Below are 15735 nucleotides of genomic sequence, written 5' to 3'. Positions count from 1 at the left end.
AACTTTGTTATCTCGACAATAACAATTTCCATTTTGAGGTGCTGAATTCCTTTTAATTATGCTCAAAACACCCTGACTTTTTCAGGGGAAACTAATTAATTTCGCTCGTGATGAGCAATTGCCGCAAGACACACGTTTTGTCCGTGATGGACGATTGGAAACTCTAGATCATTGGATCTAGGGTTTTTATATTTGTCTTTTTTATAAGTAAGAAAAATTTATTTTACTTCTAAAACTATATCCCAAAAATCTTGTCCCTCTATTTTAACTTGCAATCTCCATATTCCCGGTTCAGGTATAATCATTTTTGTTTTATGATGCGCATTTGCACCTAAATGTGTTCCACCTAAATTTTCAACTACAAGGATTTGGCTAGTAAGAGTGCTATCTTTTTTGAATCCCATAACCTCCATTTTCTTACCTTCTATTTTATTTTGATTATTCCAAAATAGCCATAATACATCATATGGAGTGTCGGCTTGAAACGGTTTAGTGTACGAAATTGCTATTTTCCCTTCTATACCCGTAACTTCAATTGCTTGATTACTGCCCATGTCTAAATCAAATGAAGGGGACAGTGCATAGTCTGACGTCCTTTCATTACATCCTGTAAGGGATAAAGCCACTATTAAGATCACAATAAAAAAATGTTGCCTCATTTTTACATACACCTACCCTTGATACTTAATGAAAAAGCCAGGATATTTAACCCTGGCTTTATAATACTTTTTATTCGATTAATAAGTCCAGTCGTTTTGATTAGCAGCTTGGTCAAAAGACCCGCTACTGGAGAAAGCAATACTACCGTAGTTCGCAAAATTTACTTGTATCTGATAATTTGAACTTGTGTCATGGGCATATCTTGAATAGATTGAAGCTGTCCCGCTTGTAGAACCATTGCTTACGTAGACAGTTTGTAATGAATAAGCCTTATACCCATCGAAACCATTTGTAAAATCAATTTTCCAAGCTACACCCTTTTCTTCAGCGTTAAACGGTTGTCCTCCACAATTTCCTGGTGGATCATTACGAAAAATGCCGGCGCTATCTTTATACATTTGATAACAGCTGAATGTATTTCCATAAGCTCTGAGGTTACTACTCCATGACGTTGCAAGCGTGTCTTCAGGCCCCATTATAAAATCTGGATTCAGCCATTCAATCTCGTTTTGAATCCCCCAAGTTCTGGTTCCGCTAGATGCTCTTGTAATACGGAAAACCATATCAGATGAGGGGATGGTTCCCATCAAGCTTACATCCCCGGGCCCGGTAGAGGAGTCCACTGTTTGTTCTAAATTCAGTTTACCGGTCTCTGTGTCTCTTTTATAGTACTGTGAAACTTGACCTTCATATTTTGTTACACCACGGTCAACCCAATCCTGCTTAACGTTATCCGGCCATGTATCCAGAAGAGATTGGGGAAAACCAGCTTTAAGTAGGATCTTTTCAGGATCCTTTTCCTTTGGCTCTTTTTCTGTTGCAGCGGTGGAAATTCCTACAGGAATAACTAAAGAAATAGCTAGTATTAAACTAAGGGCTTTTTTAAACATTTGCACTAGTTCCTCCACTACCTTTTATTTTGACAGCTGGCCAGCATATCAACGAAAGGAATAATCTTCCAACTCTTTTATTGTATCATAATTGTAAAATATGGTATATAGTTCTATAGAATTACATTTCTTTACAAAATATAAAGAATGCCGTATCATAGAACCCCTGCTCCTCATGCCGACAGGATGATTCCCGGAAAAATAATCCTTGGCCATGATCCAAATACAATGTGACATAATCCATCATTCCGGACAGATTTTGCGGCACGATGGAACGTTGGACTTCCAAATTTCTTCTTCGGGAATCTGTTGATGCCGTTAGACGAAACAATTGAAACGAAACTTTGTACAGCTTCAATTGTTGCTGATCCTTGCCGCACATTCTCAGCGTCGTCCCGGGAACTAGCAAAAACACATGCTTGCGCGACATTTGGGCATACCGGCCTAGCTGCCGCGCGGCGGGTTGAAGCCGGCGGACATTTTTACTCCAGAAGAAGATATTCGCCGCTGCGATCATTCTTCTCCTCTTTCCCCGGCATATAGCAAACCCAGTACCGTCGCGGTACTGGGTTGTGTTTTACAGAAACTGTATTCGTTTTGCATATCGCTCTGATGGGCGCCATTTGAAATTCGTATTCTTCATAGATGGTTTGAAAGAGAGGTTTTTCAACTCCTCCTTGCCTTGCCTTTCCATAGCTTTCTAACGACTCACTTATACTTTGAATTTCGTGAATTTTCTGTTCCAAGATGGCAATCAATTCCTCGATGTTTGTTGTAGACTCCTGTAACGGATCCTCTGCATGGAATTCTTCATCCCTTATAGTTCGTTCATCACATTTAAAATATAGTTTCCACTTTCCATCTTCCTGATGCTGGTAATTCGAAAAAATAGCATCACGAAGAAAGTACTTTTCTAATGAATCGGATAAACATATACGTTTATTTAAGTAATGGTCCAATCGGCTTGCTACTTCGTCAATGGATTTCGTATAATTTGAACGATCAATTGAACCTATAAGCCTAACAAATTTATCGTCGTTCTCTATGTACGTGTTCAAAGATGCTGGAAAGAAATGTGCAACTGAGTGCATAGTATCCAATCTAGGGAGATGAGGATCATTATCGCCTAACAATAAGTAAATATCCATAAAAGCGTCGTCGCAGGTAAGGTACAGCCAACGGATAAGAACGCTTCCGAAATTCAGATTGCATATGGTACAACGATTCAGATTCATTCACCCTCAAAGCCGCACGCCCGGGGACTGCTTGGTGGAGTTGCGTAAGCAAACACGAGCGAGTGTGCAGGTTTTCCCTGCGGTCCCGCGCTCTCTTCTCGACCGCCCGAACGGCTTAGTCGAATCGCTGCTAGGAACGGCTTGGCTAGCTAAGGCTGCAGGGTATAAGGGGCTTATCATTACGATCGACGAATTCGAGACGGAGAACAAGCATCTGACCAAGGCACAGAAGCAGAAGCTGATGCTGACCTTGAGGGCGATAGAATGTTATGTCAGTGGACAACGCAATTTACCAAAGGTGCCGCTAGCACTCTATTTTGGTACCGTGGGAGACTCGATGGACGAGGGAGACGTCTACCTGAACGATCTGGTCGAAGCAAGTGGAGGCTCCGCATTGGAACTGCGTTTTTTCCAAAAGGAGGAGCGGCTCGAACTCGCCAATCGAATTTACCGCTTTTATCAAGAGGCGTATCAGCTTCAGCGCCCTTACGATCCGAATGTAGCCGACCGCGTGCATACGCTGCTGGACGGACGCGGGTATGTAGAGAGCGAGCTGCTGAGGCAGTTTATCAAATGGTATATGGCGTTCCTGGACGTACTGTACGGACCGCCGAAGGAGATGGCTTAGTTTGACAACATCACAGGAGCTCGAGAAGGACCGTCAACTGAGCAGGCGTCTTCCTACGGTATGGCCGGTGTTCTTCCAGCGCTTCGGACGGCTGACTCCGGTCCAGCGGGAAGCGATCGGGCCGATTCTGGACGGTCGGAACATTCTCATCTGTGCAGCAACCGCCAGCGGCAAGACCGAGGCAGCTTATGCTCCGCTAGTAGAGCGGCTGAAGGGGATGTCCGGTCCGTGGACGATCTTGTATCTGTCACCTACCCGGGCGCTCGTCAACGACATCCATGCAAGGCTCGGTCCGGCCGCAGAGCGGCTCGGGCTTCGTCTCGTGCGCCGTACGGGGGAATACAAATGGGAGTCGGAGGCGGTTCCGCATATTCTTGTTACGACGCCAGAGTCACTTGACAGTATGCTGTGCCGTGGTTTGGCCGAGGATGGAAGCGCTCACGTTCTGGCTCACGTCCGCGCCGTCGTACTCGACGAAATTCATCTGCTGCACGGATCTCCGCGCGGCGAGCAGACAAGATGGCTAATCGAGCGGCTGAAACGGCTGGTGGCTCATGCTTATGATTCAGGCTGGACTCGGAGCAAACAATTGCAGATCGTCGGCCTCAGCGCAACGGTCGCCGAGCCTCAGGCCGTCATTGACACCTTTCTTCCCGGCGGCGGACTCGTGTTCGTACCCGGAAAGCGGGAGATTATTGAAGTGGTGCCGCCTGGCATGCGGTTTGCTCCTGTGGAGCGAGCCCTCCCGGCGTATCTCGGTGCAAAGGGACGAAGCTCTGAGAAATGGGTCGTCTTCTGCAATAACCGCAAGCGCGTGGACGAGCTCACCGAACTACTGTGCAAGGAGCTGCGGGTTTTTGGGTATTCTGTCGGTGCGCACCACGGCAGCTTGGGGAAGACACTGCGCGAGATGACCGAGCGGGACGTGCGCCGACTCGACCGCTACGTGCTGGTTGCCACCTCGACCATCGAGATAGGGGTCGACATCGGCGACGTCGACGGCGTCGCCCTGGACGCTCCGCCGCCGGATATGGCAGCTTTCCTGCAGCGCATCGGCCGCGGCAATCGCCGCTCGCAGCATACGCAGGTCATGCTGTGCGCCCGCTCTGAGCAGGACGCGGTGTTGCAGGAGGCGATGCTCGAAGCGGCTCGCGTAGGCTGGTTTGCTAATCAACCAGTAGGCCCGATCAGCTCCGTACTGCGGCAGCAGGTACTGTCTTACATATTTCAGGGTAAGGGGGGAGTGCGCAGTCGGGAGTTTATTTGCCGTCTGTTCGAGAAGGAAATTGATGGCGCCATTATGCAGGAACTGTTAACGATGATGGCTAACGGCGGTGATATTCATGATACACCGAGGGGGGTTCGCTTAACGACCAAGGCAAGAGATCGGGCCTTGCGGGGCGAGCTTCACTCTGTCATCGAGACGCTGCCAGGCCAAACCGCCGTGGATTCGGTCACTGGGCGGAGGCTGGCTAACCAAGTAAAACACTTGAAAGGCAAAGGACTTAGCATCGGCGGTAACCACTTTCAAGTGGTCGAACGCTCTGCTTACTCTCTCAAGGTCAAGTCCTCAGCCCGGCTGCCCGATGGCGAAAGTCAATGGTCATACGTGAGCGGTCCGGCAAACCGGAGGACCGAGCATCCGATGGTGCTTCGCCACAAGCTGCTGCTGGCGGAGGGGGAGTGGCCTGTCGTGCAGGATAAGGACGGGTATTACTGCGCCTTCCACCTCGGCGGCGTGCGTATGAGCCTCGCCTTGCGGCTGTTGTCCGTCTACGTCGCACCCGAGGAACGACCGTCGAAGATCACGCCGTACTACGTCAGCTTCCGCGAGGAGCTGAAGCCACGCTGGCTAGTTCATCCTGCAGCAGACCTCTTACACGTCGCTGTGAGCATCAGGTTGGATACTGCTGAGAGCCAGTTAGGTCTGCCACTGGCAAACCGGATGCTGCCAGATAAGCTTCGCCTGCGAGATGTACAAGGCTGGCTGCGGCCGGAGGGGCTTGTGCAAGAGTTGCGGGAGTCGGTTTGGACGCGTGCGGAGGAGGAAACAGTAGAGGTGTTGGGGTTGTTTATTGGAAATTAGGGCTAGTCTAAAATTAACAACTGCTGTTAGGCCTATAGTAGTAATTGTCGACATTAAAGGCATGAAACAGAAATCAATGCTTGGCGGAGAGAGTATCATCATTTCTATCGATCTTTGAAGAAAAGATTCATCTCATTTTACGCGGGTCTATAAGAATGTTGAAATTAATCATTACTAGAATTATAATGTAATCAGTCCTTCTATCGCTTCTGTTCCCAACGGAAGCCTAATGAGTTGCCATCCTCTGGCCCAAATCATGTCCTCGCGGGACAGCTGATTGATACCTATCCCGTGAGCTTAACGGTATCCAATTCCCTTTATGGAGATTAATTACACCACAGGACTAGTCTGTCTTTGTGTACTATAATTGTTCAAATAAATGAACCCGAATGAAAGCATGTTTTCTTTGCTTTCTTCGGGTTCTTTTTGTTGTTATTCAATTAGAGTTGAGCACGCGTCGTTCAACAGCTTGGCAGCGTCAACTGGAGGAACATATCGCAAAGTTGTCGACAGCTGCTTATGGCGTAGTTGGCGCTTAATGGCGATGATGTCAATTCCACTTTTTTGCATCAAGTATGCCGTTGTATGCCGGAAACTATGGGCTGTGACTTTCTTTAGTATTCCGGCTTCCCGACAAAACGCCTTAATGATCCGGTTTAACGCTTCCTTGGTTAAGGGACGATTATTCTCGAAGAAAACCTCTGGATGGCCGGATTTCAGCCATTCTTGTATAGAAGGATGATTCAAATAACGTTCCAACTCTTCAACGAGGGAATCGGGCATGTAAACGACTTCGGATATGGTTTTCTGTCCTTTATTCACTATAATAACCCTGCGCTCAAAATCAATCTGTTCAAGCGTTAACTGTATGATCTCCCTGTTTCGAAGAGCGGTCGTAGTCATTAGCAAAAATAGGGTGAAGTACTTCCGGACAAATGGGTCGGCTTTAATAGCCACTTGAAATAATTTCTGACACTCTTCGAGCGAAAGAGAACGATCAATAATTCGTCTTTCGTAATAAGGGTTTGGGAAATTTTTCATGGGGTTTTGCTTAACCATACCAAGGCCATGGAGTAATGTGAAAAAGTGCTTCAGATAAACTATGTTATTGAAAATGGTATTCTTTGAGGCCTGATATCTTTGCTTCAAGAACTCAATATAACCATCGATGCAATTAGCATCAATAGGACGATAGGTCTCGGATTCCGTGTCGTAGTAAAATTTATCGAAATCCAGTTCTCCATCGTAATCCTGACTAAGGTAGTGCTCAAATTTGAGGAATTGACGGCTATAAGTGTATTTTGCCGATTCTTTAAGATGGGTATGTTTCTTCCAATTGGTATAGTATGGAGAGTCCAATAATAAGTGGCTCATTTTTTCTCCAGCCTTTCCTTAATTTGCTTCATGACTTCTTGAGCAAATGGGTGCTTGTTAATGGCGTCTCGAAGCTGATCATCGAATAGCCGCAAGTATTTCATTGTGCTGTCGATCGATTCGTGTCCTAAAAGCTTCGAGAGGGTGTATATATCGATCCCTGCTTCAAGGCCTTGAACGGCAAAAGAATGACGAAAAGAGTGAGGACCTAAACGATCTTTGTCTTCCTCCTTTATCGACTGAGACTCGCGAATAATACGTTTTATAAATTGCTGAATGGCTCTAGATGTGATGGGTTTATCCCCGGCAGTGCTTGAAAAGATATAGAGCCTTTGATAATCGGAATCTGGCATCACCTCGCGAGCGCGACTGTATTTTTTCTCTATAAAATCTGTGAGCATCATTAAGGCGAGCTCGTTGATTTTTCGGACTTTCTTGGTATTCTCAGCCCCTTTGGGTGTTACCTTGATTGTTTGAGTATCAGGAGTGATATCACCGATTCTTAGATGGCAGAGCTCGTTTATGCGAATTCCACTCCCAAGGAAAGTCCAGATAATTGCAGTGTAAAGGCTATCGTGGTTACGAGATTGAGCGATCTGCAAGATTTCCGCGATCTGCACTTTAGTAAAGGCTTTTGGTGCGTCATCGTTTGACCATCGAACGCGTAGTATAGTCTTCAAGTCCCCGAGATCCTGATGGCCATAAAATATTTTGTATGTGGTCTTTATGAAGGTGCGAAGAAAGGAAGACTTCTTGGCTTTTGTATTAGGATCCTCATTAAGCTTAATATAGTCGGACAAGAATTCGCCGTTTGATACCTTTTCAAACTGCGGATCGTTGCCAAACTTTTCCTTCACATGTTGCTGGAAAAGTTTCATCTCTGACCGATACGTTGTTTGCGTGGTCCGGCTAAGACCAGAAAACTTGCTGCTTTGATAGAAAGCATCAACGGCTTCGAGAAATGAAACGTTCCGCACTGCCGGGGGCATATTAGGTTTTGTCTGTGTCTGGACAGGAAAGGTTTCCATAACTTGTCGCATTTTCTCTGGACCATAATGACTTAACAACTGGTTTAATTGTTCCTTGAGTTCAGAGTACTTAGTTACCCCTGAAAAAGTCGGGCTATTTTGACAAAATAAAAAGGAATTCGGCACCTCAAAATGGAAATTGTTATTGTCCAGATAACAATCCATCCATCCCCGAGGGAAGAATTCCTTTGTTTAAGGAGTTCAACGCAGAGCCTCGGGAATCCTTCCTTGAGGTGATGAAAATGTTGAAACTTCGTGACGAGCAAATAACGATGTGGGATGCGATTCTTCCGGAAGCTGTTAGAACGCTGCCGGCCGAACTTGCCATCATCGATCGCTTGCTGGACGACGAAAAATTTCTTCAACCATTCGCGAAGCTGCATCCGAAAGGCAAGAAGAGCGGTCGCCCTACGCTGGCGATCGAGAAGTACATCCGTCTTATGGTCTTGAAACACAAATATAATTTGGGCTACGAGTCGCTCGTGAAGGAAGTTGGCGACAGCATCACCTGGCGAATGTTCTGCCGTATTGCCATCGATGAGAAGATGCCGGATCCGTCCACGCTCATCTATGCCCGCAAACGCTACGGCGATAAAATCGCCCAGGACATCAACGCTGCGCTTATCAAACAGTGTGAAGAAAAAGCGATTCTGAAAACCCGTAAATTCCGTACAGACACGACTGTCGTGGAATCCGACATTCATCACCCGACAGATGCTACGCTATTGCAGGATGGTGTGAAGGTCATCACGCGAATGATTCAGAAAATCCGCAAGGTCGCTTCCCACGCCGTTCAAGGCTTTGAAGATCGTACGGCTGAAGTTAAAGAAAAGATTCTGTCCATCGCCAAAGTACTGCGGCGTCGCACACGGGAATCGTGGGAAGAAGTTGACAAGATTACGCAAAGCGTAATCGAAGTAACCGACAGCGTCGTAAAGGGTGCACAAAGCGTCGTAGAAAAACTGCAAGACAAGGGCAAAACGGCCGTTCAGCAAAGCAAAGCAAAACTGTCGGCGGCGGTCGAGCTTACCGGGAAACTGCTGGAACAAGCCAGACAGGTCGTCTCCGGCAATCGTATCATCGCCGATCGTATCGTCAGCTTCTTTGACCCCGAAGCCAGGCCGATCAAGAAGGGCAAGCTAGCCAAAGGCACGGAGTTCGGATACAAGGTGCGAATCGACGAGACGGAAAGCGGCTTCGTCACCGGTTACGCCGTCTACGAGGGAAATCCCTCTGATGACGAATTGCTTGTTCCCGCCATAGAAGCACATATCAAGCAGTTCGGCAAAGCACCGCAGGCCGTAGCCACCGACCGCGGCTTCTCAAGCAAGAAGAATGAAGCAGCCATTACTGAACTTGGTGTAAAGCGAGCCAGCTTGCCGCGAAAGGGCAAGAAAGGCATTGCCCGCACGGAGTACGAAAACGAAAAATGGTTTAAGGACTTGCAGCGTTACCGTGCAGCCGGAGAAGCGAAGATTAGTCTTCTCAAGCGCAAGTACGGTTTGAACCGCAGCAGGTACCGGGGCTTTGCTGGCTCAAAATGCTGGGTCGGCTTCGGAATCCTGACCCACAATCTGCAAAGAGCAGCAAAAATGCTTCAAAACTAAGGTAGAAATAGAAATCCGGGGGAACCGACATCCACAAAACCACTCGGCTCCCCGAGACCATTTTTAAAATTGGACTTTTTCAGGAGCAACTACTTAGTATCTCGGATTACTTTTGGCATGTGAACAACTCCTATCAGTAGTTGATTTTATTCACGGCATCTGTTAATTGATGTGGACTTCGATGAACATATCGTGCAGTATTTTCTGGCCGGTCATGTCTTGCTAGATACATCAGTAACTGTGGCGGGCAATCCGAACGTTCCGACAGCCTGCTTATGAAAGCATGCCGGAGTAAATGGGGACCTCCCGGATAATTCCAACCAGCGACAAAGGAATAGAGCCTGTAGCGTGCCCGTAATTCGCGAATAATTGCTTGGATATTGTCGCCGAACACATAGTCATTACGAGAACGGCTTGCCATCAGAGATTGAAAATACTTTTGTAATGGTTCAGGTAACGGGAGCAAGACCGATTTCTCGTTTTTGCCGAAGACAGAGATGGTTTTATTCTCTATATTGAGGTCCTCATAACGAATACTTGCTACCTCATGTATCCGCAACCCAAGTAAGAGCATCAACCCAAATGCTGCGAGCTCCAGTATTGGCTGGTCTGAATGACGTAGGATCGTTTGGTAAAAGTTTTGAAGTTCAGCATCGGTCGGTAAATCGCGATAAAGGTACTTCTCATACGGGATTCCGGAGACATCCAAAGTAATGTCTTTAGAGAGCCAGCCTAACTTGAAAAGGTTAGACAATAAGTATCGGATATCGTAGAAACGGTCACTAACCGTGTGTTTGCTATAGACACCTTTCGATGCCAGCCGTAATAAGTACTGCCTGAATTCGATGAGTAGCTCTTCCGTAACCATCGATAAAGGAAGGTCGTTGATCGAGTTACTCTGGAATTGGATGTAATTGGTATGGAGCCAATTCATAAACATGGTGTAACTGAACTTGTACTTGGCAACAGATTTAACTTTCACCCCTGATCGGATTAAATAGATGATGTGCGCATTTATCGCAGGGTGATGGATAACTTGAGTTGCTTCTTCTGGAGACTGACTCTCACAAGGTTTCTTTAGATCGAATTCATACGAGAATAATTTTCTAGATATCGCAAGAATCATGTCTCGTTGAATAAAGTCCGGGTATGATTGTTCCGTGAAATTAATAAGGTCATCTTTATTGGTCAATTCCTTGTCTTGAATGGATCGAGCATCAAGCCCAGTGCGGGTTTTGAAAAAATTAATGAGCTCTAGTGCGTATTGAATCAAAGAAAAATAGCTGGTTGATTTGAGTGACTTTTTCTTTTCCAGGAAATCGAGTACTACAGGTGTAAAAATTCGACCTTGGATTTGGGTTTTAAAAAGCCATTCATTCAAGCCATGCGAGCCTAGAGAACTTATTGACGTATCCTCTTCAGGCCAACGAAATGCATACATGGTATTCAAGAACAACAGCACCTTCTCCCAACTTAAGCTCTTGATATCATGATTGCCAGTTGGGGAGGTTTCTAAACATTCTTGCGAAGTAGTGTTCGCATAAGAAGCATTCGACGAGAGAGTTTTCGCTAATTGCTTCCAATGTTCCGATTGGAATAAGCCATAGATGTAGCTGTTCGAAGTTTTCGTATGTTCGTCCATCATCAAGCAACTCCTATCAGATTCAGTTTTTCTCGACCATTCTCAGCCCAAGTTTTTGTGATTGATAAAGGAGGTGGAGCCAATGGTCTTCATGTTATTCGTAAAGTATCATTTACTGCTCACACTGTCCCGTTTGCTCCACAAATGGAGCATAAACTTGTTGGAAATAGAAGCGGTAAGGTTCTTTTCGGTCGATGCAAAGCTGAATCTGTTCCATTTATGGAGTTTCGATGATGGAGCGGCTTGAACAGGACTATAATGTTGGAGAGTAAAACATAAGTTGAAAGAAAGCCGTCTTCTTCAAAGATTCATTAATAATGAAATTGAAGAAACGACTTTAATGAATAGGCTAGGTAAAGATTGGGATCAGCTAAAGGAAATTGCATACACTGATCCTGATAGATTTGGGAATCTATTAAGAAAATTATCTTTGCCGAATCGGCGGAGATTTCTAATCCAAGTGTTTAACTTGGGTTCTGCAGAATTACGACTGTTGCTGCTTGGCAAATACTCAAGGTCTGCTTCAACCATTTCTGATCTATCCAATCCATTAAAGGCGGGAAGAAGGTTTAGTAATGAACTGTTAGCAAAGTTTGCAATTTTAACTCGAGTACCTTTCGACTATGTATACAAGAATCAAATAGGCAGAAATCGATGGGACTATAAAAGTTTTGACTTTGCTGGAGAAGTCGTTTTCAGTATCGAGGAAATAAAGGATCGACTCATGTTTGCTACAGGAGAATATAGACAAATCAATGGATATGTTCTGGAATCGAGTGATGGACAGGTCTACTATCTCCGTTTAGAGAGGCGAACAGAAGCCATTATTGTGGATTTATATAATCCTGACATGATCCAAATGAGTCATTTCACGAACTTACTGAAAGCTACTTCCCTCACATGGTCGGTATTTATCAATCAATCCGTTGTACCAGGGTACTGGCACTGGATGTTCATTGGAGCTGAACATGAATCAGCTATTATCCGGATAAAGGAAACGGAGTTCAAATCTATTCAACATACAATGCGGTTGTGCTAGGACAATCGTCCGGCGGAATAAGGTGTATTGAGGTGAGGAGTATGGAGCGAATGCCGACTATTAAAATCGTATATGTGCCTCAGCCTTTCGCGGTTCCAAAACCCTCAAGCGCCTTATCCGCCAACGAAGCCAAAAGCGCAGTAATCGACTATATCTTAAAACGATTGATCTTGAAACCGACTGAATAAGCCGGTTTTTTTGTTGCTTGGGATGTCAATACTTGGTTGTGTAAGCAAGGGTTAGAAGGGAACATATTTCATGTACACCGCGATCTACTCCAGGGTTTCAACGGGTATGCAAGCGTCAGAAGGCACCAGCCTGGATGCGCAAGTTGAGATTTGCTTTCGAAAAGCCAGAGACATGGGGCTTTCAGAAGGAATGCTAAAGGTATATCGTGAAGAGGGCTTTACGGGCGAGGATATCGACCGTCCGGCGATTAATGAATTAAGGCAGGATGTCGCGCAAGGAATCATCAATCGATTGATTGTTACTCATCCCGACCGTTTGACCAGAGATTTGACCGATAAATTAATCCTCTGCCGCGAACTGGAGAGAAGCGATGTCGAATTGGTTTTCGTGGATACGGAGTACCGAAATACTCCGGAGGGGCAGCTGTTTTTCAATCTAATGAGTTCGATTGCTCAATATGAGTTGTCCTTAATTAAAAAACGGACCGTTCGCGGCAGACTCAAAGCGGTGGAGAAAGAGAAAAAAATTATGCCGATGAGGGTGGCGCCGTACGGATATGACCTTCACGAGCATACGTTGGTGATCAATGAAGAGGAAGCCGAATTTGTTCGCAAAATGTATCATTGGTATGTCTACGATAATTATACGCTTAGGGAGATTGGGGAACGTCTGTATTCGCTCGGAGCCGTGCCGAAACGCGGCGAAAGCCGAAATTGGAGCGCCAGTTCCATTCGGCGCGTGTTAACGTCAGAAGTGTATATAGGCAAGTTTTATTATAATCGTCGGGAAACACGCAAAATTCGGGGAGAAAAAACGAAGAACGGGACGCCGAAAAAAACCTATAAGTTCCGCGGTGAAAATGACTGGATCTTGGTCGAGGTGCCTCCCATCATTGACCCGCAATTATTTGCATTGGCGCAAGCGCAGAAAGAGAAAAACATGAAGAAATCGGGAAATGTCAAATATGATTACATGTTAAAATCAATGATCCGTTGCGGACATTGCGGCCGAATGTGGCAGGCAACGACTTACACCGGTCGAATGAATAAAGTAACGGGTGAAAAAATCCGTTACACCTGTTATCGGTGTCCCAATAAATTTCCCAAAAAGTATGGCGAAGGCGTCGAAAAGTGTCCAACCCAAACGCTGCGCGCCGATATGCTCGATGATTACGTATGGCGGCTAATCTTGGAAACACTGTCCAACCCCGATGATTATATCGAAAGGCTACACAGCCGATCGCAAGAAATTCATCAGGAGTTGCGGTCTGCCGCGGACCAAATCAAACGGCAAATCGAGCAAAAAGAAAAGGAAAAAGAAAAAATTAAAGTCATGTTTAAGCGGGAAGTCATCGACGAGCAAGAGATGTTAAGCGAAATGCAGCACATCAACGCCGGGTTAAAGTCGCTGCAACAAGAGCTCGCCGTGTACGAAAAGCAACTAACCGAATTGTTGGAGAAAGAGCTTTCCGCGACCCGAATGGCTGAGCTGACGCAAACGATCCGCATGTTTGTGGAGAGCGGCGGAGATCAACTGACCTTTGAGGATAAACGCCATATCGTGGAAACGTTGGTTGATGAAATCATTATTCGCTACGACGGGAACGAAGTACAGATTACTGCAGTCGGAGCACTAGATGAGTTAAAACGGCAGCAGTTTCTTTCGCCTGGGAATGACATCGGATCGTGTTCACAACCTCAACACGTTGTGAACACGAACCTATGTCAGGAAACGGCGCGTTTTGTGTGCAGCGGGCGGTTTGTGCGGTGAGGGGGGACAAGCCATCTGGATCGATAAGCTATTCCGAAAGAGGCCGGCTTATCTCCTTCTGGATTTTGAGTGTGTTATGTTATACTGTTGGTAACACGAAATTAAGCGCTCCAGTATGACAGAAGAAACGATTATGACAGGAGTGAAATGATATCGAAAAACAGCGATCGATTCAAGCTGATGTTGAAGCCAATCCGGAGCTCCAATCCCTGATTGAGCAGAGCAGACAAGAGTACAAACTTGGTATAGGGATGAGTACATCAGAAATCCTGAAATCATTTTCTCATGATGACTTTCGCTAATGAATTCCGTGTCTGTTATGGCTAACGGTAAAAGGCGAGCATTTCTCCTGTATCCGTTGCCGGTATGATATAAGGGCTCAAATCTCAGATTGGAAGGAGGACGTCCTTTAATGTCCCTACCCAAAAAAATGGATCAACAAACGGCAAATGAGCTTCGCTCCATTTTGGCGAAAATGAATATTACGCAAAGCAAAGTGAAAATAAATTTGGATAACCAAACGATTGAAGTCGAGGATGACTACTCCATTGATGACATACTCGAATCGGCAGGAATATTGACTCCGGAACAAGCTAAACGATTGACGGACGAAGTCAAAAAAATGCGCGAGGAAGAGTGGAATTAGATGGATGGTTATTTATTTGATACGAATATTGCCATTGCACTGCTTGCAGGTGAGCATGCCGCGTTGGAGTTTGTCAGGCAGGCCAAGGATGATCGAATGCCTATCTATTTTTCCGTTATTACGGAATGTGAAGTGTTCAGCGGATTAGATTCCGAATTTCGCTTGCAAGGGATCAAGCTGTTTAATTCACGCAGATGTATTGAGGTTAGTTCAAGTGTTGCCCGGCTTGTCGGAGACATAAGAAGAGAACAAAGGTCAAAGGGCCGTAAGCTTAAAACCCCAGACGCTATTATTATTGCAACATCTATCGAGCATCAGCTCGGTCTTGTATCAAGAGATCATGACATGAGCTTTGTTCGAGAAGCATTCGGTTTGCCGCTATTCACCATTTAGCCTACCCATTGTATCTCTGTTGAGGATACAGTGGGTTTATTTATAAGCAACTAGAAAGTCTTTTTCATTCTATGAGGGCATGTGTCAGACACCATAACGCGCATTGAGGGAGAAAAAAGATGTCAAGGAAATTAATAATGAATCCGAACTTTGATCCTGTTCCTGTTCATGAAACGGACGAGTTGTTCCGAAACGGTATATTTGAATGGAACATCACATGCGTGATTCGCATGATCGAAGCCAGTGAAAGGGATTTTTTCAAAACGGCTATCGATATACGATCTGTGTCGCTGTCACCATTTCTAAAAGATGAACATGTCGAGGCTGCGGACCTATCCAAACCGATCATCCAAGCCGAAATTTTGCCTGAGGTTTACCTTACCATCGACGGTAACCATCGTGTAGCAAAAGCTAGAAGAAAACAGGTACAGCGTCTTGAGGCCTATCGTTTGTCGGCAGACCAACATATTCCCTTCTTTACCACGGTGCGATCTTATCAGGTGTTCATCGACTATTGGAATTCCAAGATGGAAAGAAGCATCCAAAGG

16 protein-coding genes are annotated in these 15735 nt (G+C 45.6%); 9 read left to right on the top strand and 7 right to left on the bottom strand.

Annotation, left to right across the window (positions count from 1 at the left end):
- Positions 1–218 precede the first annotated feature (218 nt).
- The 4 genes from BLT35_RS25385 to BLT35_RS25375 all read right to left on the bottom strand — a co-directional run bounded on the left by BLT35_RS25385 (position 219) and on the right by BLT35_RS25375 (position 2698).
- Entirely contained in the window at positions 219–659 is a 441-nt protein-coding gene (locus tag BLT35_RS25385; protein ID WP_074730149.1) for a DUF4871 domain-containing protein, read from the bottom strand.
- Between the two features lie 78 nt (positions 660–737).
- Positions 738–1550: a hypothetical protein gene (locus BLT35_RS25380; RefSeq protein ID WP_074730148.1), complete on the bottom strand. Its 813-nt coding sequence runs from the start codon at positions 1548–1550 to the stop codon at positions 738–740.
- Between the two features lie 121 nt (positions 1551–1671).
- A complete protein-coding gene (locus BLT35_RS27260) occupies positions 1672–2067 on the bottom strand; it encodes a hypothetical protein (RefSeq protein WP_174350090.1) in 396 nt (131 codons plus the stop codon).
- Positions 2033–2698: a hypothetical protein gene (locus BLT35_RS25375; RefSeq protein ID WP_139170878.1), complete on the bottom strand. Its 666-nt coding sequence runs from the start codon at positions 2696–2698 to the stop codon at positions 2033–2035. The genes BLT35_RS27260 and BLT35_RS25375 overlap by 35 nt, the downstream gene beginning before the upstream one ends.
- A 121-nt stretch (positions 2699–2819) precedes the next feature.
- Here BLT35_RS25375 and BLT35_RS25370 point away from each other — a divergent pair, with 121 nt between their 5' ends.
- Positions 2820–3413 (top strand): hypothetical protein, encoded by a 594-nt coding sequence (locus BLT35_RS25370; RefSeq protein ID WP_074730146.1) that lies wholly within the window; start codon positions 2820–2822, stop codon positions 3411–3413.
- A gap of 1 nt (position 3414) precedes the next feature.
- A complete protein-coding gene (locus tag BLT35_RS25365) occupies positions 3415–5499 on the top strand; it encodes a DEAD/DEAH box helicase (protein WP_074730145.1) in 2085 nt (694 codons plus the stop codon).
- Between the two features lie 432 nt (positions 5500–5931).
- Here the strand turns inward: BLT35_RS25365 and BLT35_RS25360 are convergent, their stop codons facing one another.
- Together BLT35_RS25360 and BLT35_RS25355 are read right to left on the bottom strand one after the other, a co-directional pair.
- On the bottom strand, positions 5932–6873 hold the full coding sequence (locus BLT35_RS25360; RefSeq protein ID WP_074730144.1) for a tyrosine-type recombinase/integrase: 942 nt from the start codon (positions 6871–6873) through the stop codon (positions 5932–5934).
- Positions 6870–8066 carry a tyrosine-type recombinase/integrase gene (locus BLT35_RS25355; RefSeq protein ID WP_074730143.1) on the bottom strand — a complete coding sequence of 399 codons (1197 nt, stop codon included), beginning with the start codon at positions 8064–8066 and terminating at the stop codon, positions 6870–6872. The genes BLT35_RS25360 and BLT35_RS25355 overlap by 4 nt, the downstream gene beginning before the upstream one ends.
- Before the next feature lie 77 nt (positions 8067–8143).
- Here BLT35_RS25355 and BLT35_RS25350 point away from each other — a divergent pair, with 77 nt between their 5' ends.
- Positions 8144–9508 (top strand): ISNCY family transposase, encoded by a 1365-nt coding sequence (locus BLT35_RS25350; protein WP_074730150.1) that lies wholly within the window; start codon positions 8144–8146, stop codon positions 9506–9508.
- 133 nt (positions 9509–9641) lie between these two features.
- Here the strand turns inward: BLT35_RS25350 and BLT35_RS25345 are convergent, their stop codons facing one another.
- On the bottom strand, positions 9642–11153 hold the full coding sequence (locus BLT35_RS25345) for a tyrosine-type recombinase/integrase (RefSeq protein ID WP_074730142.1): 1512 nt from the start codon (positions 11151–11153) through the stop codon (positions 9642–9644).
- Between the two features lie 277 nt (positions 11154–11430).
- On the opposite strand from BLT35_RS25345, the gene BLT35_RS25340 reads away from it, so the two are divergent.
- The 6 genes from BLT35_RS25340 to BLT35_RS25320 all read left to right on the top strand — a co-directional run.
- A complete protein-coding gene (locus tag BLT35_RS25340) occupies positions 11431–12189 on the top strand; it encodes a hypothetical protein (RefSeq protein ID WP_074730141.1) in 759 nt (252 codons plus the stop codon).
- A gap of 50 nt (positions 12190–12239) precedes the next feature.
- Complete coding sequence (locus BLT35_RS27255) at positions 12240–12377, top strand: hypothetical protein (protein WP_019536173.1); 138 nt, start codon at positions 12240–12242, stop codon at positions 12375–12377.
- Between the two features lie 70 nt (positions 12378–12447).
- On the top strand, positions 12448–14148 hold the full coding sequence (locus tag BLT35_RS25335; protein WP_254777670.1) for a recombinase family protein: 1701 nt from the start codon (positions 12448–12450) through the stop codon (positions 14146–14148).
- Between the two features lie 412 nt (positions 14149–14560).
- A complete protein-coding gene (locus tag BLT35_RS25330; RefSeq protein ID WP_074730140.1) occupies positions 14561–14794 on the top strand; it encodes a hypothetical protein in 234 nt (77 codons plus the stop codon).
- Complete coding sequence (locus tag BLT35_RS25325) at positions 14795–15187, top strand: PIN domain-containing protein (protein WP_074730139.1); 393 nt, start codon at positions 14795–14797, stop codon at positions 15185–15187.
- Between the two features lie 119 nt (positions 15188–15306).
- Positions 15307–15735 (top strand): hypothetical protein (locus BLT35_RS25320; protein WP_139170876.1); only part of this gene is annotated, 429 nt, incomplete at its 3' end.

The sequence above is a fragment of the Paenibacillus naphthalenovorans genome (genome assembly GCF_900099895.1).
GTDB lineage: Bacteria > Bacillota > Bacilli > Paenibacillales > NBRC-103111 > Paenibacillus_G > Paenibacillus_G naphthalenovorans.
The sequence above is the reverse complement of the archived record's forward strand: the minus strand, read 5'-3'. Positions and strand labels throughout refer to the sequence as shown.

What these genes read in the sequence shown, in the direction of transcription:
- BLT35_RS25385 (WP_074730149.1), bottom strand. Translation starts at nt 659, where the DNA reads ATGAGGCAACATTTTTTTATTGTGATCTTAATAGTGGCTTTATCCCTT.
- BLT35_RS25380 (WP_074730148.1), bottom strand. Translation starts at nt 1,550, where the DNA reads ATGTTTAAAAAAGCCCTTAGTTTAATACTAGCTATTTCTTTAGTTATT.
- BLT35_RS27260 (WP_174350090.1), bottom strand. Translation starts at nt 2,067, where the DNA reads ATGATCGCAGCGGCGAATATCTTCTTCTGGAGTAAAAATGTCCGCCGG.
- BLT35_RS25375 (WP_139170878.1), bottom strand. Translation starts at nt 2,698, where the DNA reads ATGGATATTTACTTATTGTTAGGCGATAATGATCCTCATCTCCCTAGA.
- BLT35_RS25360 (WP_074730144.1), bottom strand. Translation starts at nt 6,873, where the DNA reads ATGAGCCACTTATTATTGGACTCTCCATACTATACCAATTGGAAGAAA.
- BLT35_RS25355 (WP_074730143.1), bottom strand. Translation starts at nt 8,066, where the DNA reads ATGGATTGTTATCTGGACAATAACAATTTCCATTTTGAGGTGCCGAAT.
- BLT35_RS25350 (WP_074730150.1), top strand. Translation starts at nt 8,144, where the DNA reads ATGTTGAAACTTCGTGACGAGCAAATAACGATGTGGGATGCGATTCTT.
- BLT35_RS25345 (WP_074730142.1), bottom strand. Translation starts at nt 11,153, where the DNA reads ATGATGGACGAACATACGAAAACTTCGAACAGCTACATCTATGGCTTA.
- BLT35_RS27255 (WP_019536173.1), top strand. Translation starts at nt 12,240, where the DNA reads ATGCCGACTATTAAAATCGTATATGTGCCTCAGCCTTTCGCGGTTCCA.
- BLT35_RS25335 (WP_254777670.1), top strand. Translation starts at nt 12,448, where the DNA reads ATGTACACCGCGATCTACTCCAGGGTTTCAACGGGTATGCAAGCGTCA.
- BLT35_RS25330 (WP_074730140.1), top strand. Translation starts at nt 14,561, where the DNA reads ATGTCCCTACCCAAAAAAATGGATCAACAAACGGCAAATGAGCTTCGC.
- BLT35_RS25325 (WP_074730139.1), top strand. Translation starts at nt 14,795, where the DNA reads ATGGATGGTTATTTATTTGATACGAATATTGCCATTGCACTGCTTGCA.